Raw genomic sequence first — 17,479 nt, forward strand, 5'->3', positions numbered from 1 at the left:
CTGTCTGTGCACTGCCCGGACAGCGAAGGAGCACAAGCACATGCAGGATCGGAACCCGGCGGAGCCGAAGAAGAGCTCCGGCCGCTGGTGGATCGTCGGCGTCGCCGGGGCGTTCGTGGTCGCGGCGCTGGTCGTGACCCTGCTCGTGTTCACCGGAAAGGATGAACCCGCGGTCGCGAACGGCGCCGGTGCGCCCGTCCCGGCCGCGAACCAGCCGGCGCCGCAGAGCACCGGGCAGGACGCCGGCCGCGACCCCGCGCAGCTGTCCCTGCCCGGCGGCGGCACCGCGAAGCTGGTCCAGGAGGACCTGGACGCCGCGGGTGCGCTGAAGATCCCGGAGGGGCTCGACGAGGCCGCCTGGTGGGGCGCGAAGCTGGGTGCCGACCACGGCGTCGCGCTGCTGTCCGGGCACGTGAACTGGAAGGGCAAGAAGGGCCCGTTCAACGAGCTCTGGCAGGTCAAGGAGGGGCAGGAGGTCAAGCTGACCGACGCCGCGGGCGGCGCGTGGGTGTACCGGATCGACGCCACGGAGACGGTGCACAAGTCGGACCTCGCCGGCCGTTCCGAGCAGCTGTTCAACCCGGACGGGCCGCACAAGCTGCTGCTGGTGACGTGCGGCGGCGAGTACGTGGGCGGCAGCGAAGGCTATGAGGACAACCGCGTCGTGACGGCGTCGCTGGTGTCACGGCCGTAGGCTCACCTGGGCGAAAAGCGGTGGGCCCCGGCCGATACCCTGGACGTTCAGTCCTGAACCGTCCCCGCAAGCTTTTCGGAGCGTGGAGTGCCCACGAACACCATTGAGAAGATCATCAGCCTGTGCAAGCGCCGTGGTTTCGTCTTCGCCAGCGGAGAGATCTACGGCGGCACCCGCTCTGCGTGGGACTACGGGCCGCTCGGGGTCGAGCTCAAGGACAACATCAAGCGCCAGTGGTGGAAGACCGTCGTCCAGGGCCGCGACGACGTCGTCGGCCTCGACTCGTCGGTGATCCTGCCGCGTGAGGTCTGGGTCGCGTCGGGGCACGTCAACGTGTTCACCGACCCGCTGATCGAGTGCCTGTCGTGCCACAAGCGGTTCCGCGCCGACCAGCTCGCCGAGGAGTTCGCGGCGCGCACCGGCAAGGAGACCCGGGAGGACGACCTGTCCGAGGTGCCGTGCCCGAACTGCGGCACGCGCGGCCAGTACACCCCGCCGCGGGACTTCAACATGATGCTGAAGACCTACCTCGGCCCGGTGGAGTCCGAAGAGGGCCTGCACTACCTCCGCCCGGAGACCGCGCAGGGCATCTTCGTGAACTTCTCCAACGTCCAGACGACGTCGCGGAAGAAGCCGCCGTTCGGCATCGGCCAGATCGGCAAGTCCTTCCGCAACGAGATCACGCCGGGCAACTTCATCTTCCGGACGCGCGAGTTCGAGCAGATGGAGATGGAGTTCTTCGTCGAGCCGGGCGAGGACGAGCGCTGGCACCAGTACTGGATCGACGAGCGCACGAACTGGTACAAGGACCTCGGCATCAAGCCCGAGAACCTGCGCCACTTCGAGCACCCGAAGGAAAAGCTTTCGCACTACGCGAAGCGCACCGTCGACATCGAGTACCGGTTCGCGTTCAACGCGGGTCAGGAGTGGGGCGAGCTGGAGGGCATCGCCAACCGCACCGACTTCGACCTGACGACGCACTCGAACCACTCGGGCCAGGACCTGTCGTTCTTCGACCAGGCTTCGGGCCAGCGGTACCGCCCGTTCGTCATCGAGCCGGCGGCCGGTGTCGGCCGCTCGATGATGGCGTTCCTGGTGGACTCCTACGTCGAGGAAGAGGTGCCGAACGCCAAGGGCGGCACCGACATCCGCGTGGTGCTGAAGCTCGACCCGCGGCTTTCGCCGTTCAAGGTCGCGGTGCTGCCGCTCTCGCGCAACGCCGACCTGACCCCGAAGGCGAAGGAGGTCGCCGCGACCCTGCGCAAGCACTGGAACGTCGACTTCGACGACGCCCAGGCGATCGGCCGCCGCTACCGCCGTCAGGACGAGATCGGCACGCCGTACTGCGTCACGGTCGACTTCGACTCGCTCGAAGACCAGGCCGTGACCGTGCGCGAGCGCGACTCGATGTCGCAGGAGCGCATCGCGATCGACAAGCTCGAGTCCTACCTGGCCGGCCGCCTCATCGGCTGCTGAACCACCCGGGGCCCGGCTACCCCTGACACCTGTCACGGTCAGGTCGTGACGCACGGTCTGGGGAGCCGGGCCTTCCGGGCGGCAGCCTGGGGGCATGGGAGAAACAGACAACCAGGCGGTGGCGGCGGGGGCCGCGATCCACCTCACCGGCCTGCGGAAGCACTACGGCGAGGTCCACGCGGTCGACGGCGTCGACCTGACCATCGCCCCGGGCGAGGTGGTCGCCCTGCTCGGCCCGAACGGCGCCGGCAAGTCCACCACCGTCGACATGATCCTCGGCCTGACCACGCCCGGTGCCGGCGAGGTGCGCGTGTTCGGGCGCAAGCCGGCCGACGCCGTCCGCGACGGGCTGATCGGCGCGATGCTGCAGGGCGGCGCCCTGATGGACGACCTGACCGTCGGCGAGACCGTCGGCATGGTCGCCGCGCTGCACCGCAAGCCGATGCCGGTGGCCGAGGCCCTGCGCGCCGCCGGTGTCGAGGAGCTGGCCGGCCGCCGCGCGAACAAGCTCTCCGGTGGGCAGAAGCAGCGCGTGCGGTTCGCCGTCGCCCTGGTCAGCAACCCGGACCTGCTGATCCTCGACGAGCCGACCGCGGCGATGGACGTCGGCACCCGGCGTGAGTTCTGGCGGTCGATGTACTCGTTCACCGAGTCCGGGCGCACGGTCCTGTTCGCGACGCACTACCTCGAAGAGGCCGAGGAGTTCGCCGACCGCGTGGTGCTGATGCGCCGCGGCCGGATCGTCGCCGACGGCAGCGTCGCCGAGGTCCGCGCCCTGGCCGGGGGCCGTACCCTGCGCGCGGCCGTCCCGGGCGCCAGTGACGCGGTCATCGCGGCCTTGCCCGGCGTCAAGGAGTTCGAGCTGCGCGGCGACCGCGTCGCCATCTCCAGCGGCGACTCCGACGCCACGCTGTGGGCGCTCAAGGCGGCCCTCCCGGCCGTGCACGACGTCGAAATCAGCGCCATCGGCCTCGAAGGCGCCTTCCTGTCCCTGACCGCCGACGAGACCCCGGAGTCCGCGCGATGAACGCCACCTACCTGTTCACCGAGATCCGCCGGAACTTCCGCGCCCCGCGGTTCATCGTCTTCGTGATCGCGTTCCCGGTGCTCATGTTCCTGTTGCAGGCCAGCGTCTTCGTGAAGGCGAGCGACCCGCAGCACGCGGAGTTCGCGGCGATCGTGATGATCAACATGATGACCTTCGGCGCGTTCGCCGCGGCCAACACCAGCGGCGGGCGGCTCGCCCTGGAACGCGCGCTCGGCTGGCAGCGGCAGCTGCGGCTGACCCCGCTGACCGGATTCGGCTACCTGGGCGGCAAGGCGCTGTCCGGGATGCTCGTCGGGCTGCCGGCGCTGATCCTGGTGCCGCTGCTGGCCGTGACCGTCGAAGGCGTGCACCTGGACGCGGCGGGCTGGGTCCGCATCTTCGCCGGCGTCTTCCTCGGCACGCTCCCGCTGGTCCTGCTCGGCCTGCTGATCGGCCAGTTCGGCACGCCGGACTCGATGCAGCCGATCAGCATGATCGTCACCCTGGGCATGGGCTTCCTCGGCGGCCTGTGGATCCCGCTGGAGACGATGCCGGCGTGGATGCACGACGTCGCGCAGATCATGCCGACGTACTGGGTGCTGCAGGTGGTGCGGCCCGCGGTGACCACCGACATGGTGGTGTCGCTGCCGACCGCGGTGGGCGTGCTCGGCGCGTGGACCGTCGTGCTGGGGGCGCTGGTGATCAGGCGTTACCGTAAGGACAGTGCCCGCGTCTGAGGGCCCGGAAGGACGAGGAACGGCGATGGCGGAGTCCGAGAGGCACCGGTTCGGGCTGAACGGCAGGGAATCCTGGTGGGAAGACCCGTTCACCGAAGCGGAGGGCGGCGGCCCGGACCGGCTGCGCTGGCCGGTCCTGGGCGTGGTCTTCCTGCTGCCGTTCCTGATCCCGGCCACCAGGTCACTGGCCGCCGAGCCCGAGGTGACCGCCGGCCTCGTGGCCACCGGCGTGCTGATCTACGCCTACGCGCTTTGCTACCTGCTGTTCCCCTTCGCCTTCCGGTGGCGGCGGCCGGCGAAGCTGGCCTTCGGCATCGGGATGAACCTGCTGGGCCTCGGCACGGTCGCGGTGGCGGGGTCGAGCCCGTTCATCCTGCTCTACGGCACCGCGGTGATGGTGTTCCTGGCCCCGCCCGCGTGGGCGGTGCTCGTCGACATCCCGACGTTGCTGGCCGGCGCGCTGCTGCTGGCGGTGGAGGGCAAGTTCCTGGACGGCTACGGCGACCTGATCACGGTCGCCTCGGTGACGCTGGCGATGTTCTTCATGGCCAACCTGATCCGCGCCATCCGGCGGCTCGAGCTGGCCAACAAGGAGATCGCCACCCTCGCCGTGACGAACGAACGCCAGCGCGTCGCCCGCGACCTGCACGACCTGCTCGGGCACAGCCTCACCACGATCACCGTCAAGGCGGGGCTGGCCCGGCGGGTGCTGGAGAGCTCGGGGGACATCCCGCGCGCGGTCGAGGAGATCCGCGAGGTCGAGAGCCTGACGCGCAGCGCGCTCTCCGACGTCCGCGCGACCGTGTCGGAGTACCGCGAGGTGTCGCTGTCGGCCGAGCTCGTCGGCGCCCGGGCGGCGCTGCGGGCCGCGGAGATCGAAGCCGACATGCCGCACGCCGTGGACAACGTCCGGCCGGAGTTCCAGAACACCTTCGGGTACGTGCTGCGCGAAGCCGTCACGAACGTGCTGCGGCACTCCGGGGCCAAGCAGGTGAAGGTCCGGCTGGGCAGCGCCTGGCTGGAGGTCGAGGACGACGGCCAGGCCACCGGGGTCGTCCAGGGCAACGGCCTGCGCGGGCTCTCCGAGCGGCTGGACGCGGTCGGGGGCACGTTGCGGACGTCCGTCCGGTCCGGGGGAGGATTGCTGGTGCGGGCGGAGATCCCGCAGCCCGAACCGCGTGCGGCCGCCCCGGCCGTGCGTGCCGAACCCGCGGGAGGACTCGCTTGATCCGGGTGCTGCTGGCCGACGACCAGGCCATGGTGCGCGGGGCGCTGGCCACCGTGCTGGGCCTCGAGAACGACATCGAAGTGGTCGGGCAGGTCGGCTCCGGCGACGAGGTGGTCGCCGCCGCGCGCGAGGCGAAGCCGGACGTCGCCCTGCTGGACGTCCAGATGCCGGGCAAGGACGGCCTGGAGGCGGCGGCCGACCTGCGGGCCGCGCTCCCGTCCTGCCGGGTGATCATCTGCACCACCTTCGGCAGGCCCGGCTACCTCGCCCGCGCGATGGCCGCGGGCGCGGCCGGGTTCGTCGTCAAGGACGCGCCACCGGAACAGCTCGTCGAAGCCGTCCGGCGCGTCCACAGTGGACTCCGGGTGGTGGACCCCGCGCTCGCCGCGGAGTCCCTCGCCACCGGCGCCAGCCCGCTCACCGGGCGGGAGCTCGACGTGCTGCGGGAGGCCAGGGACGGCAGCACGGTGGCCGACGTCGCCCGCGCCCTGCACCTGTCGGAAGGCACCGTCCGCAACCACCTTTCCGCCGCGATCGGCAAGACCGGGGCACGGACGCGAGCCGAAGCGGTGCGCGTCGCCGAGGAGCGCGGCTGGCTCTGAACGGACCGCGCGCCTCTGACAGAATGGGGCGGGTGGGTACCGCTGAACGCACCAAGCCCTCGCGCGCGAGCTGGGCACGCCGGATCGCCTTCGGCACCCTCCTCATGCTGCTCGCGCTCGTCGGCGGCACGGCGTTCCGTGTCTGGGAGGTCGCCCGCGAGAACGACCGGCGGCCCGCCGACGTCATCGTGGTGCTGGGCGCGGCCCAGTACAACGGCAAGCCGTCGGACATCTACGCCGCCCGGCTGGTGAAGGCCAAGCAGCTCTACGACGCGGGCGTCGCGAAGATGATCGTCACCGCGGGCGGCAAGAAGGCCGAGGACAACTTCACCGAGGCACGGGCCGGCCAGCTCTGGCTGACCCGGCGCGGCGTGCCGGCGTCGGCGACGCTCGCGGTCGGCGAGGGCAGCGACACGCTGCGGAGCCTGCGCGCGGTCGCCCAGCAGGTCGAGGCCCGCGGGTGGCGCACGGCGGTGCTGGTCAGCGACCCGTGGCACTCCTTCCGCGCCCGCACGATGGCCGGCGACCTGGGGCTGGAGGCGTGGACCGCGCCGACGCACAGCGGGCCGATCGTCCAGGAGCGCGTCACCCAGGTGCGGTACATCGTCCGCGAGACCGGCGCGCTGCTGTACTACCGGCTGACGAAGACCCCGGCCGACGATCTGTTCGCGACTTTCCTCGGCTGAGTTTCTGTCTGTGGGCCCGTTTAGGCTGGTCACGTGGACTACACCGAGCACGACACCGCCCGCCTGCTGCCGGAGCCGGCGAAGGGCGCCGCGCTGCCCGGCGCGCGGGCGGACGGGCGCAGCGCGTTCTCCCGCGACCGGGCACGGGTGCTGCACTCCGCCGCGCTGCGGCGGCTCGCCGGCAAGACCCAGGTGGTCGGGCCAGGGGAGGGCGCCGAGGTCACCGGCGTCCCGCGCACCCGGCTGACGCACTCGCTGGAAGTCGCGCAGATCGGCCGCGGCATCGCCGAAGAGCTGGGCGCGGACCCGGACCTGGTGGACACCGCGGGGCTGGCGCACGACATCGGCCACCCGCCGTTCGGGCACAACGGCGAGCGCGCGCTCGACGAGGTCGCGGCCGCGTGCGGCGGGTTCGAGGGCAACGCGCAGACGTTGCGCATCCTCACCCGGCTGGAACCGAAGCTGCTCTCCGACGCCGGCGACCCGGTGGGCCTCAACCTGACCCGCGCCTGCCTGGACGCGACCACGAAGTACCCGTGGCCGCGCAAACCCGGCCAGGTGAAGTACGGCGTGTATGCCGACGACGTCCCGGTGTTCGAGTGGTTCCGGGCCGGGGCGCCGCCGGAGCGGACGTGCCTGGAGGCCCAGATCATGGACTGGGCCGACGACGTGGCGTACTCGGTGCACGACGTCGAGGACGGGGTGCTGGCCGGCCGGATCAAGCTGCGCGTGCTGGCCCACCCGGACGAGCGCGCGGCCGTCGCCGAGGCCGCCGCCAAGCACTTCTCCGCCCAGTCGGTGTCCACTTTGGAGGATGCGGCCGCGGAACTGCTGGCGCTGCCGGTGGTCGCGGCGCTGGTGTCGGCCGAGCCGGACGGTTCGCCGGGCGCCCAGGTCGCGCTGAAACGGCTGACGAGCGAGCTGGTCGGCCGCTTCACGACGGCGGCGGTCACCGGAACGCGCGCGGAGTTCGGCGAGGGCCCGCTCGGGCGCTACCGGGCCCGCCTGTGCGTCCCGGAACAGGTGGCGGCCGAAGTGGCCCTGCTGAAGGCACTGGCCCTGCGGTACGTGATGAGCGACCGCCGCCGGCTGGCGATGCAGGAGGGCCAGCGCGAGCTGCTGGTCGACCTGGTCCACGCCCTCGCCCAGCGGGCCCCGGAGTCCCTCGACCCGCTGTTCGTCCCGGCCTGGAACGCGGCAGCGGACGACGCGGGCCTGCTGCGCGTGGTGGTCGACCAGGTCGCCTCCCTCACCGACGCCCAGGCCCACGCCTGGCACTCCTGGCACGTCACCCGCCACCACCGCTGACCGTGACCAGAGAGCCGACACGCGTGATTGAAGGGTCGACACGCGTGATTGGGGAGTCGACACGCAGGGAGGGTGGGTTCGAGCCGTGTCGACCTCCCAATCACGCGAGTTGACCTCCTGAGCACGCGAGTTGACCTTTCGATCACGGGAGAAGCCTGGTGGCGCACGGCCGGTGGGGCGAAACTTTCGCCGGGTTTTGTCATCCTCGGGTGGAGTTGCGCGCGGGCGGCCGGTGGGGTGCTCCGGTCCGGTAGTCTCGCCCGCATGGCCACGGACAGCCACCTCCGGTTCGCCCTCGCCGTCCACTCGGCCCTCGGTGCCGAGGGCGGGAACACCTGCTTTTCGCCGTATTCGGTGGCCAGTGCGCTGACCCTCGCCGCGCGCGTCGCCCGCGGGCGCACCCGGGACGAGCTGGTCGCCCTGGTCGGCGACCCGGACGAGCAGACCGTCCTGCTGCGGGACGCCGCCCAGCTCGTCGACGAGGGCCGGAGCGAGGAGCAGCCCGAGCTGGCCGTAGCCAACACGCTGTGGGCTGACGACCGGCTCCCGCTCGAAGACTCCTTCAAGGCCGAACTCGCCGCGTGGCCCGGCGCCGCCGTCGCGAGCGCGCCGTTCGAGAAAGAGCCCGAAGCCGCCCGGGCGCTGATCAACGACGACGTCGGCCGCACCACGCGCGGGCTGATCCCGCAGCTGCTGCCGCCCGGCTCGATCGACTCCGACGTCGCGGCCGTGCTCGTCAACGCGCTGTACCTGAAGGCCGCGTGGAAACTGCCGTTCCGCGAGGCCAACACCGGCGACGCGCCGTTCCACGCCCCCTCCGGCGACCGGGACGTGCCGACCATGTGGCTGAGCGAGCGCGTCGGCTACGCGCACGCCGGCGGCTGGCAGGCGGTGCAGCTCGCCGCGGCCGGGGGCCTGCAGGCAGTCGTCCTCCTGCCCGACGGCGACCTCGCCGAGGCCGAGACCGAGCTCGACCAGCCGTCCCTGACGAGCCTGCTCGACGCGATCACCTTCAGAGCCGTCGAGCTCGCGCTCCCCAAGATCGCACTCGACGTCCCCAGCTCGCTGACCGGCGTGCTGCGCGGCCTCGGCGTCCGCACGATGTTCACCGACGACGCCGACCTGAGCGGGCTGTCGCCGGACCCGCGGCTGACCGTGTCCGAGGTGCTGCACCAGGCCGTCCTGCGCGTCGACGAACAGGGTTTCGAAGGGGCCGCGGCGACCGCGCTGGTCATGCGCCTCGCTTCGATGATGGTCGACGACCCGGTCGCCGTCACGGTCGACCGGCCGTTCCTGCTGCTGGTCCGGCACGCCGGGACCGGGGCGCTCTACTTCCTCGCCAGGGTGGTCGAACCGTGAGCCTGAAGTCCGAAGCCGTTCCCGAGCTGGTGCCGCCCGCTCCCGAACTCCCCGAGGGACCGAAGCGCTGGGCGTGGCAGGACTCCGCGATCACCGGCGGGTTCCTGCTGTTCACGATCCTGCTCTACAACGGGCTGTGGTTCGACCTCAAGCGCGGTTACCTCTGGAACGGCGCGTCCGACCAGAGCCAGTGGGAGTGGTACTCGACGGTCGTCGCGAAGTCCGTCCTGCACTTCCAGAACCCGTTCACGACGGACCTGCAGAACTACCCGCTCGGCGTCAACATGGCGGCGAACGCGGCGATGTTCGGCCTGAACATCCCGCTGGCCCCGATCACGCTCACCTTCGGCGCGACGCTCACCTGGGCGATCGTGCTCACCGCTGGCCTCGCCGGCACCGCGACCGGCTGGTACTGGGTGTTCTCCCGGCACCTGGTGCCGAACCGGACGGCGGCGGCCATCGGCGGCGCGTTCTGCGGCTTCGCCCCGCCGATGATCTCGCACGGCAACGCGCACCCCAATTTCGTGGTGCTGTTCGTGCTGCCGTTCATCGCGCTCAAGACGATCCAGATCGCCCGCGGCGAACGCCCGGTGCGCAACGGGATCGTGCTCGGGCTGCTCGTCGCGTGGCAGATCCTGCTGGGCGAAGAGCCGCTGGCGATCTTCGCGCTCACCTTCCTCGTCTTCGCGGTCTCCTACCTGATCCCATGCCGCGGGGAGATCCGCGGCATGCTGGCGCCGCTGGGCAAGGGGATCGCCGTCGGCGCGGTGGTCGCGCTGCTCATCGCCGGCTTCCCGTTGTACTGGCAGTTCTTCGGCCCGCAGAGCTTCCACTCGCTGCTGCACGGCCCGGCGGGCAACGACACGGCGGCGTTCACGCGCTTCGCCACGCAGTCGATCGCCGGCGCGCCGGAGGCGGCCGCGGACGTGTCGATGAACCGCACCGAGGAGAACGCCTTCTTCGGCTGGCCGCTGATCGTGCTGATGGTGGTGCTCACGATCTGGCTGTGGCGGGACGTCGTGGCGCGGGCGCTGGCGATCACGATGTACGTGATGGCCCTGCTGTCCCTCGGCGTCGAGATCACGGTGGCGCACGACGACACCGGCGTCGCCGGCCCGTGGAAGTGGCTGGGCCAGCTGCCGTTGCTGGACTCGCTGCTCGAATCGCGGCTCGCGATGGGCTGCATCCCGGTGGCCGGCGGCCTTTTGGCGATCGCGACGCACCGCGTCTGGACGGCGGCGGCCGAGCAACCGGCGCCGCCCGAGGGCAAGCCGGCGTTCCCGCTGCGGATGATCTGGATCGGCGCGGTCATCGCGGTGCTGCTGCCGATCGCGCCGACGGAGCTGGTGACGCACCAGCGTCCGCTGTCGCCGCCGTTCTTCGCCGACGGCATCTGGCGCCAGTACGTCGCTCCCGGCGGGTCGCTGGTGCCGGTGCCGCTGCCGAGCACCGGCGAAGCCGAGCCGCTGCACTGGCAGGTCGACGCGGGTCTCGGCTACCCGATGCCGGAGGGCTACTTCGTCGGTCCGACGTCGGCGACGGACCGCAGCGGCCGGTACGGCGCCGTCCCGCGGCCGACGTCGGACCTGTTCGCGCAGGTCGAGCGCACCGGGCAGGCCGCCGAGGTCACCGAGGCGGACCGCACCCAGGCGCTCGCGGACCTGCGGTACTGGAACGCGGACGTGCTCGTGGTCGGGCCGCGGCAGAACCAGGAAGCCCTGAAGTCCACTGTGGAGCTGCTGCTGCGCAAGCCGGCGGAGTTCGTCGGCGGGGTGTGGATCTGGGACGTCCGCCCGATGACGGCGTGAGCGACCAGGTGACCACTGTGGACGAACAGGGCCGGCCCGAACCGCCCCTCGACGGCGACGAAACCGCGACGCTGCTGGGTTTCCTCGACTTCCACCGCGCGACGCTGGCCTGGAAGTGCGCCGGGCTGGACGCGGCGGCCCTGCGCGCGACGGTGGGGCCGTCGACGCTGACGCTCGGCGGGCTGCTCAAGCACCTGGCGTACGTGGAGGACCACTGGTTCTCCCACGTGCTGTCCGGCCACGACCGCTCGGCGCCGTTCGACGCGGTCGACTGGACGGCGACGCCCGACTGGGACTGGGAGTCCGCGGTGGACGACACGCCGGAGCAGCTGACCGGGCTCTGGGAGGCGACGGTCGCCCGGTCCCGCGAACTGCTCGACGAGGCGCTGGCGAACGGCGACCTGTCGCAGCGTGCCCGGCGCTCGCGGCGGGACGGCAGCCGGCCGAGCCTGCGCTGGATCCTGGTCCACATGGTCGAGGAGTACGGCAGGCACAACGGCCACGCGGACCTCATCCGCGAGTCGATCGACGGCAGCACGGGGGAGTAGCGCCGCCCCGTCAGCTTCCGCGCTGCGCGATCTGGAAGACGTTGCCGAACGGGTCGCGGACCATCGCGCGCCGGTCGCCGTAGGGCATCTTCGCCGGCTCCTCCAGGCTCGCCGCGCCACAGTCGAGCGCGCGGCGGTACGTCGCGTCCGCGTCGGCCACGTAGACGTGCAGGAACGCCGGGAACAGCGCGCGCTCGCCTTCGGCCGAGACCATGACCAGCGAGTCGCCGATGCGGAGCTCGGCGGGCCGGCCGCTCTCGACCTCGCCGGCCGCGCCGAAGACCGTGCGCAGGAACGCGACGGCGGCGACCAGGTCGGTCACCACCATCCGAGGGACCACCGTCGGGAAACCGCTGCTCATACCGGCCCACCCAAGCCGGTCCGGGCCCGGCGCACAAGTCAGAGCCGCAGGCCCACCAGCTTGACCAGGAACCGGTCGAGCTGCTCGACGGCGGGCGGCCACGGCAGGTCGGGCTCGTTGATGCGCTGGGCCAGCATGCCGTTGACGGCGGTCCGCAGGTCGATGGCGACGGTCGCGGCGTCGCCGGCCGGGGCCAGGCCCGCGTCCATGCACCGCTGGACCGCCTCGGTCGTACGGGCGACCATGACCTCCTTGAACGGCATCCCGTGCCGCCGGTGGACTTTGCTCTCGTGCAGGACCTTGTAGAGCCCCGGGTGCGCCCGCGCCCAACCGGCCTGCGCCAGGATCCGGGCGCGCAGCGCGGCCGCCGGATCCGGGGCGACCTCGGCCGCTGCGTCGCCGGTGCCGACGAGCTCCTCGTGACAGCGTTGCATGGCGGCCAGGACGAGCGCGTCGCGGTCGTGGAAGTGCAAGTAGACCGACGTCGCGGCGATCGACACCGCGCGGGCGACGGCCCGCAGGGACAGGGCCTCGTCGTCGGCGAGCTCGTCGAGCATCCGCACGGCGGCCGTGACGATCTCTTCCCGCAGCAGCTCGCCCTGGCCACGGGCGTTCCGCCGGCGTCTGGTCTCTTCCATCACCGCCCAGTGTAGCTGGACACTCATTGCGCTACAGGTGTAGCGTCATTTGCACTACAGCTGTAGCGCTACGAACGTTCAGACAATCGAGGGAGCACCCACGTGACCACCACCGAAACCCCCACGAGCCTCGACCGGCTCGCCGCGCTCGACCCGGTGTTCGCCCAGCTGGCCGGGGCCACCGCGAGGCACGTCCGGGCGATTCCGGAACTGACCGACCGCGAGAAGACGTTCCTGTGCGTCACGGCCGACGTCTGCCAGGCGAGCCTGGGCCTGGCGTTCGCCGCGCACGTGCGGGCCGGCCTGGCAGCCGGGGTGTCCACCGCGGACGTCCGGGAGCTGCTCCGGTTCGTCTCGTACGACTGCGGGTACCACGCGGCGGCCGCCGGCATCGAGCGGATCGCCGAGCTGGAGGCGGAACTCGGGTTGGCGCGGCCGGTCGCCGAACCGCTGGCCGCCGAGCTGCTCTCCACCGGGCCCGGCGCCGCGCCCAGCCCGCTGCCGGACCAGGTCCGGGCCCGGCTGGCCGAACTGGACCCGCATTTCGCCGGCTACTTCGACCTGCAGTCGCGGATGCGCACCGGGCACGGCCCGGGCACGCTCAGCGAACGCGAGCGCGGCCTGGTCAGCCTCAGTGTCGACGTCCACTACCAGACGCTGGCCGACACGTTCCGCACGCACGTCGGGCGCGCGCTGCGGGGCGGCGCGGCGCCGGAGGACGTGCGGGCGGCGCTGCGGTTCAACGCCCAGTTCGGCGTCACGCGGGCGTGGCACGCCTGGGAAGCGCTGAACGAAATCCTGGCTTAACCGAGGACTTCGTCCGCGAGCCGGCTCAGGTAGCCGGCGAACCGCTCGCGGTCCTCCTGCGCCCAGTGGCCCACCAGCCCTTCGAACGCCTGGCGCTGGTGGGCCCGCGAAGCGTCGAGGAACTTCTTCGCCGCTTCGGTGAGGGTCAGGACCGCCCGGCGTGCGTCGCGGGTCGACGTCGAGCGTGCGACGAAGCCCTCTCGCACCGCTTCGGCGACCATCCGGCTGGCCACCGAGCGGTCGATGCCCAGCTGGCGCGCCACGTCCGCGACCGTCACCTCGTCGCCGGTGGCGCCGTCGATCGCCTGGATGACGAAGAGGTTCGGCACCGTCCACGACGGCGGGGCGCCGGCGGCGAAGCGCTCGACGACGTCCGGGGCCCACTGGCGTGCCCAGTGCCGGACCAGGCGGAAGAGTGCCGGGCCGCCCTCGCTTGATGCGTGCATAACGCACACTATAATGTGTGCGTTATGCACGCATCGCGGAACGTCGCCTACGCCGGTCTCCTGCTCGGGATGGCCATGGCCCAGCTCGACGGCCTGATCCTCACCGCGGCCCTGCCGTCGATCGGAGCCGAGCTGCACGCCCGCACCGGGCTCGTCGCGGTGACCGCCGCCGGCCTGCTGACCCTGACCGTCGCCACGCCCCTGCACGGCAGGCTGGGCGATCTCCACGGGCGTCGGGTGTCCTTCGCCGGCTCGGTCCTCGTGTTCGCCGCCGCCTCCGCGTGGTGCGCCGCCGCGCCGGGCCTCGGCTCCCTGATCGCCGCCCGCGCCCTGCAGGGCCTCGGCGGCAGCGGCCTGATCGTCACGGCGATGAGCGCGCTCGGGGACCTGTTCGACCGCGACGAGCTGCTGCGCCGGCAGGGCTGGCAGACGGCCGTGTTCGCGGCCGCGACCCTCGGCGGCCCGCCACTGGGCGGCCTGCTCGCGGCGGGCCCCGGCTGGCGGTGGGTCTTCCTCGTGAACCTGCCCCTGTGCGTGCCTGCCCTGGTGCTCGGGCTGCGCGGGCTGCCCGCGAAACCGCGCCGAGCCGACGAAAAGTTCGACGTCCCGGGCAGTGTGCTGCTGACCGTCGCGGGCACGGCCGTCGTCGCGCTCGGCACGGTGGACGCGCTCGCCCGCAGTCCCTTGTGGACGCCGTTGCTGGCCGGAACCGTCGTGGTGGCGGGCGTGTTGTTCGTCCGGCGCCAGCGCCGCACGCCCAGCCCGCTGATCTCGCCGAAGGTGTTCGCCGACGCCGTCCTCAAGCGCGCGGTGGTGGTCAACGGCCTGGCGGGCGCCGCGCTCTACGGCACCTTCACCTACGTTGCGCTGGTCGCCGCCTCCGGCGCGGGCGCGGCGGGAACCGGGTTGCTGCTCGTCGCCATGACCGCGGGCCAGCTCGTCCTGTCGACGTCCTTCGCCGCCCTGGCCCGCCGCCACCCGGACCTCGCCGCGTGGGGGCGTCTCGGCTGCCTGCTCGGCACGGCCGGGCTCGCTGCGATCGCCGTCGCCGGGGCCCTCGGGGGTACGCCCTGGCTCCTTGCGCCGGGCCTGTTCGCGACCGGCGCGGCGTTCGCCGTCTGCACCTCCGCCTACACCGTGCTCGGCCAGACGCGGGCGGCGCGTGACCTGATGGGCGTCACCCTGGGGTCGCTGACCTTCGCCCGGCAGGCGGGCGGCCTCGCCGGGGCCGCGGTGTTCGGCTGGGTCGCGCTGGCCACGACCGGTGCGCTGGCCGCGCCGGGCCTCGCCGTCGTGTTCGCCGCGGCGGCCGCGACGATGCTGGTGGCGTGGCTCACCGCCCCCCGTGTCACGTCCCCGGGAGCCGTCTCGTCCCCGCGGTAGGACCGAGACGAAGGAGACCCGCAATGCCGCGCATCACCGCGAAGAGGACCACGGAAGCCGGACCGGTCGTCAAGCTGTTCTACCGGATCGCCGGGCGCCGGTACGGGGCCGTGCCGGAGCCGATGGCCGTCGTCGCGCACCACCCCGGGCTGCTCCGGGCGAACATCGCGCACGAACTGCTGGTGGAACGCGCGTCGAAGAAGCTCCCGGCGAACGTGCGCGAGCTCGCCGTCTACCGGGTCGCGACGCGGATCGGCTGCTCGTGGTGCGTCGACTTCGGCACCATGCTGCAGAAGCACGACGGCCTGGACATCGAACGGCTCAAGCGGATCGACGGCTACGCGACCTCGCCCGCGTTCAACCACCAGGAACGGCTGGCGATCGCCTACGCCGACGCGATGTCGGCGGAGCAGGTCACGGTGACCGACGAGCAGGTCGCCGAGCTCGAGCGCGAGTTCGGCCGCGACGGCGTGATCGAGCTGACCTACCAGATCGCGCTGGAGAACTCCCGGGCCCGGATGAACAGCGCGCTCGGCATCGTGGACCAGGGCTTCACCTCCGGCGACGCCTGCCGGGTCCCGCTCCCGTAGGACCCCGCGAACCCGACCCCGGTGGGACGCGCCACCGGGGTCCGGCGCGGGACCGTTCCCGCATGCACCTCGTCGCCAGTGAACGGATCAAGCTCTTCAGCATCGTCACGCCCTGGGTGTGCGGTCTCTTCGCGCTGGCCGCGCTGGTCTTCCCGGCCGCGATCACCGCGCTCACCGCGTCCGAATCCCACCTGCCGCCGACCGTCGCGAGCACGCAGTTCGGCTACCAGCTCGGCCTGGTGGCCGTGCTGGTGCTGGCCGCGCTCGCGGTGACCAGCGAGTATCACTCCGGCACGATCCACGGCACCTTCCAGGCCGTCCCGAGCCGGACGCCGGTGCTGCTGGCCAAGGCCTCGCTCGTCGCCGGCTACGCGTTCCTGCTCGGCGAAGCCGCCGCCTTCACGGCCTGGCTGGTGGCCCGGATCCTCGCGCCGGACGCCGACCTGGCGCTGGACAGCGCCGCGGACTGGCGGATCGTCGCCGGCACCGGACCGGTGTTCGCCCTGGCCGCCGTCTGCGGGGTCGGCGTCGGGCTGCTCCTGCGGCACACCGCCGGCGCGGTCGCGCTGGTCGTCGGCTACCCGCTGATGGCGGAGAACCTCGTCCTGCTGATCCCGCGGGCCGGGCAGGCGATCCACCGGTGGCTGCCGCTGAACGCCGTCACGAAGTTCCTCAGCGGCCACGGCGAGGCGAACGCCGGGCGCGACGGCGGCAACGCCACCGTCCTGTCCGACTCGCCGCTGAGCCCGGGCTGGGCGCTGGCCTACTTCGGGGCCTTCGCGCTCGTGCTGCTGGCCGCCGGGATCGGGCAGGTCAAGCGCCGGGACGCGTGATCCGCGTCAGCTTGTCCGGGTTGACCACGTCGTAGATCGCCACGATCTTCCCGTCGCGGATGCTGACCGACTGCACGTGCTCGTCGAGGGCGAGAAAGCCGTCGCGGCCCGGCATCGGCGCCAGGTACATCCCGAGGTCGCCGTTGACCAGCACCGGCTCGCCGCGCTCCAGCATCCCGGGCGCGTACTTGCGGGTGAGGCCGAGGAAGAACCGGGCGATCTTGTCCGGGCCGAGGATGAGCTGGCGGGCGGTGCGGCCCTTGCCGTCCGAGTCGCCGATGAGCACGACGTCCGGGGCCAGCAGCTCGGTCATCGCCCGGATGTCGCCCTGGTGCAGGGCGGCGACGAACTTCTCGAGGATCTTCGCCTGGTCTTCCAGCGGCACGCGCGGCGCCGGGTCCGCGTCGGCGAGGGCCTTGCGGCCGCGGGAGGCGTGCTGGCGCGCGGCGTCGACCGAGACGCCGAGCGCGTTCGCGATCTCGGAGAACGGCACCGAGAAGGCGTCGTGCAGCACGAAGGCGACCCGCTGCTCCGGCGTCAGCTTGTCGAGCACGACGAGTGCGGCCATCCGCAGGCCGTCGTCACGGACCGCGACCTCCAGGGGGTCTTCGCTCACTGGGCGCCCGAACGGCGTCACGACCGGCTCCGGCAGCCAGTTGCCGACGTACTTCTCGCGCTGCGCGGCGGCGGACTTGAGCCGGTCCAGGCAGATCCGGCCGACGACCGTGGTGAGCCAGCCCCGCAGGTCGCGGATCGCCGCGCGGCCGGCGTCGTCCAGCCCGGCCAGCCGCAGCCACGACTCCTGGACCGCGTCCTCGGCGTCGGCGCGCGTGCCGGTCAGCCGGTAGGCCACCCCGATCAGGTGACTGCGGTGCTCGGCGAACCGGGCGGCGAGCGTGTCCTGGGCGGTGGGCGTGGAGGCCATGAGCCGAGTGTGCCGCACACGGG

The 17,479-nt window shown here is 72.3% G+C and carries 19 protein-coding genes; 15 read left to right on the forward strand and 4 right to left on the reverse strand.

Annotated elements, in window-relative coordinates; genetic code table 11:
- The first annotated feature begins 40 nt into the window (after positions 1-40).
- From AB0M93_RS11260 to AB0M93_RS11310, 11 genes are all read left to right on the forward strand, one after another.
- Positions 41-694, forward strand: coding sequence for a class F sortase (locus AB0M93_RS11260; RefSeq protein WP_364271191.1), 654 nt, complete (start codon positions 41-43; stop codon positions 692-694).
- An 87-nt stretch (positions 695-781) separates the two neighbouring features.
- Positions 782-2,170, forward strand: coding sequence for a glycine--tRNA ligase (locus AB0M93_RS11265; protein ID WP_364271194.1), 1,389 nt, complete (start codon positions 782-784; stop codon positions 2,168-2,170).
- A 94-nt stretch (positions 2,171-2,264) separates the two neighbouring features.
- Positions 2,265-3,197: an ABC transporter ATP-binding protein gene (locus tag AB0M93_RS11270; RefSeq protein WP_364271197.1), complete on the forward strand. Its 933-nt coding sequence runs from the start codon at positions 2,265-2,267 to the stop codon at positions 3,195-3,197.
- On the forward strand, positions 3,194-3,934 hold the full coding sequence (locus AB0M93_RS11275; RefSeq protein WP_364271200.1) for an ABC transporter permease: 741 nt from the start codon (positions 3,194-3,196) through the stop codon (positions 3,932-3,934). The genes AB0M93_RS11270 and AB0M93_RS11275 overlap by 4 nt, the downstream gene beginning before the upstream one ends.
- Before the next feature lie 25 nt (positions 3,935-3,959).
- Complete coding sequence (locus AB0M93_RS11280) at positions 3,960-5,162, forward strand: sensor histidine kinase (RefSeq protein ID WP_364271203.1); 1,203 nt, start codon at positions 3,960-3,962, stop codon at positions 5,160-5,162.
- On the forward strand, positions 5,159-5,764 hold the full coding sequence (locus AB0M93_RS11285; RefSeq protein WP_364271206.1) for a response regulator transcription factor: 606 nt from the start codon (positions 5,159-5,161) through the stop codon (positions 5,762-5,764). Before AB0M93_RS11280 ends, AB0M93_RS11285 begins: the two co-directional genes overlap by 4 nt.
- Before the next feature lie 32 nt (positions 5,765-5,796).
- On the forward strand, positions 5,797-6,450 hold the full coding sequence (locus tag AB0M93_RS11290) for a YdcF family protein (RefSeq protein WP_364271209.1): 654 nt from the start codon (positions 5,797-5,799) through the stop codon (positions 6,448-6,450).
- A 33-nt stretch (positions 6,451-6,483) separates the two neighbouring features.
- A complete protein-coding gene (locus tag AB0M93_RS11295; protein WP_364271212.1) occupies positions 6,484-7,758 on the forward strand; it encodes a deoxyguanosinetriphosphate triphosphohydrolase in 1,275 nt (424 codons plus the stop codon).
- A 264-nt stretch (positions 7,759-8,022) separates the two neighbouring features.
- Entirely contained in the window at positions 8,023-9,117 is a 1,095-nt protein-coding gene (locus AB0M93_RS11300; RefSeq protein WP_364271215.1) for a serpin family protein, read from the forward strand.
- A gap of 2 nt (positions 9,118-9,119) precedes the next feature.
- Complete coding sequence (locus AB0M93_RS11305; RefSeq protein WP_364272834.1) at positions 9,120-10,925, forward strand: glycosyl transferase; 1,806 nt, start codon at positions 9,120-9,122, stop codon at positions 10,923-10,925.
- Entirely contained in the window at positions 10,922-11,473 is a 552-nt protein-coding gene (locus AB0M93_RS11310; RefSeq protein WP_364271218.1) for a DinB family protein, read from the forward strand. Before AB0M93_RS11305 ends, AB0M93_RS11310 begins: the two co-directional genes overlap by 4 nt.
- A 10-nt stretch (positions 11,474-11,483) precedes the next feature.
- Here the strand turns inward: AB0M93_RS11310 and AB0M93_RS11315 are convergent, their stop codons facing one another.
- Both AB0M93_RS11315 and AB0M93_RS11320 read right to left on the reverse strand, forming a co-directional pair.
- Positions 11,484-11,801 carry a VOC family protein gene (locus AB0M93_RS11315; protein WP_364271221.1) on the reverse strand — a complete coding sequence of 106 codons (318 nt, stop codon included), beginning with the start codon at positions 11,799-11,801 and terminating at the stop codon, positions 11,484-11,486.
- A gap of 71 nt (positions 11,802-11,872) precedes the next feature.
- Positions 11,873-12,472 carry a TetR/AcrR family transcriptional regulator gene (locus AB0M93_RS11320; RefSeq protein WP_364271224.1) on the reverse strand — a complete coding sequence of 200 codons (600 nt, stop codon included), beginning with the start codon at positions 12,470-12,472 and terminating at the stop codon, positions 11,873-11,875.
- A gap of 102 nt (positions 12,473-12,574) precedes the next feature.
- Here AB0M93_RS11320 and AB0M93_RS11325 point away from each other — a divergent pair, with 102 nt between their 5' ends.
- The gene (locus AB0M93_RS11325; RefSeq protein WP_364271227.1) at positions 12,575-13,279 is read left to right on the forward strand and encodes a carboxymuconolactone decarboxylase family protein; all 705 of its coding nucleotides are present in this window, start codon (positions 12,575-12,577) and stop codon (positions 13,277-13,279) included.
- Here the strand turns inward: AB0M93_RS11325 and AB0M93_RS11330 are convergent.
- On the reverse strand, positions 13,276-13,725 hold the full coding sequence (locus tag AB0M93_RS11330) for a MarR family winged helix-turn-helix transcriptional regulator (protein WP_364271230.1): 450 nt from the start codon (positions 13,723-13,725) through the stop codon (positions 13,276-13,278). The two genes, AB0M93_RS11325 and AB0M93_RS11330, sit on opposite strands and share 4 nt — an antisense overlap.
- Positions 13,726-13,749: 24 nt before the next feature.
- Here AB0M93_RS11330 and AB0M93_RS11335 point away from each other — a divergent pair, with 24 nt between their 5' ends.
- The 3 genes from AB0M93_RS11335 to AB0M93_RS11345 all read left to right on the forward strand — a co-directional run bounded on the left by AB0M93_RS11335 (position 13,750) and on the right by AB0M93_RS11345 (position 16,531).
- A complete protein-coding gene (locus tag AB0M93_RS11335; RefSeq protein WP_364271233.1) occupies positions 13,750-15,108 on the forward strand; it encodes an MFS transporter in 1,359 nt (452 codons plus the stop codon).
- 23 nt (positions 15,109-15,131) lie between these two features.
- The gene (locus AB0M93_RS11340) at positions 15,132-15,698 is read left to right on the forward strand and encodes a carboxymuconolactone decarboxylase family protein (RefSeq protein ID WP_364271235.1); all 567 of its coding nucleotides are present in this window, start codon (positions 15,132-15,134) and stop codon (positions 15,696-15,698) included.
- 62 nt (positions 15,699-15,760) lie between these two features.
- A complete protein-coding gene (locus AB0M93_RS11345) occupies positions 15,761-16,531 on the forward strand; it encodes a hypothetical protein (RefSeq protein WP_364271238.1) in 771 nt (256 codons plus the stop codon).
- On the opposite strand, the gene AB0M93_RS11350 is transcribed toward AB0M93_RS11345, so the two are convergent.
- Positions 16,512-17,456 carry a sigma-70 family RNA polymerase sigma factor gene (locus AB0M93_RS11350; RefSeq protein ID WP_364271241.1) on the reverse strand — a complete coding sequence of 315 codons (945 nt, stop codon included), beginning with the start codon at positions 17,454-17,456 and terminating at the stop codon, positions 16,512-16,514. The two genes, AB0M93_RS11345 and AB0M93_RS11350, sit on opposite strands and share 20 nt — an antisense overlap.
- Positions 17,457-17,479 lie beyond the last annotated feature (23 nt).

This window comes from Amycolatopsis sp. NPDC051102 (assembly GCF_040682815.1).
Taxonomy (GTDB): Bacteria; Actinomycetota; Actinomycetes; order Mycobacteriales; family Pseudonocardiaceae; genus Amycolatopsis.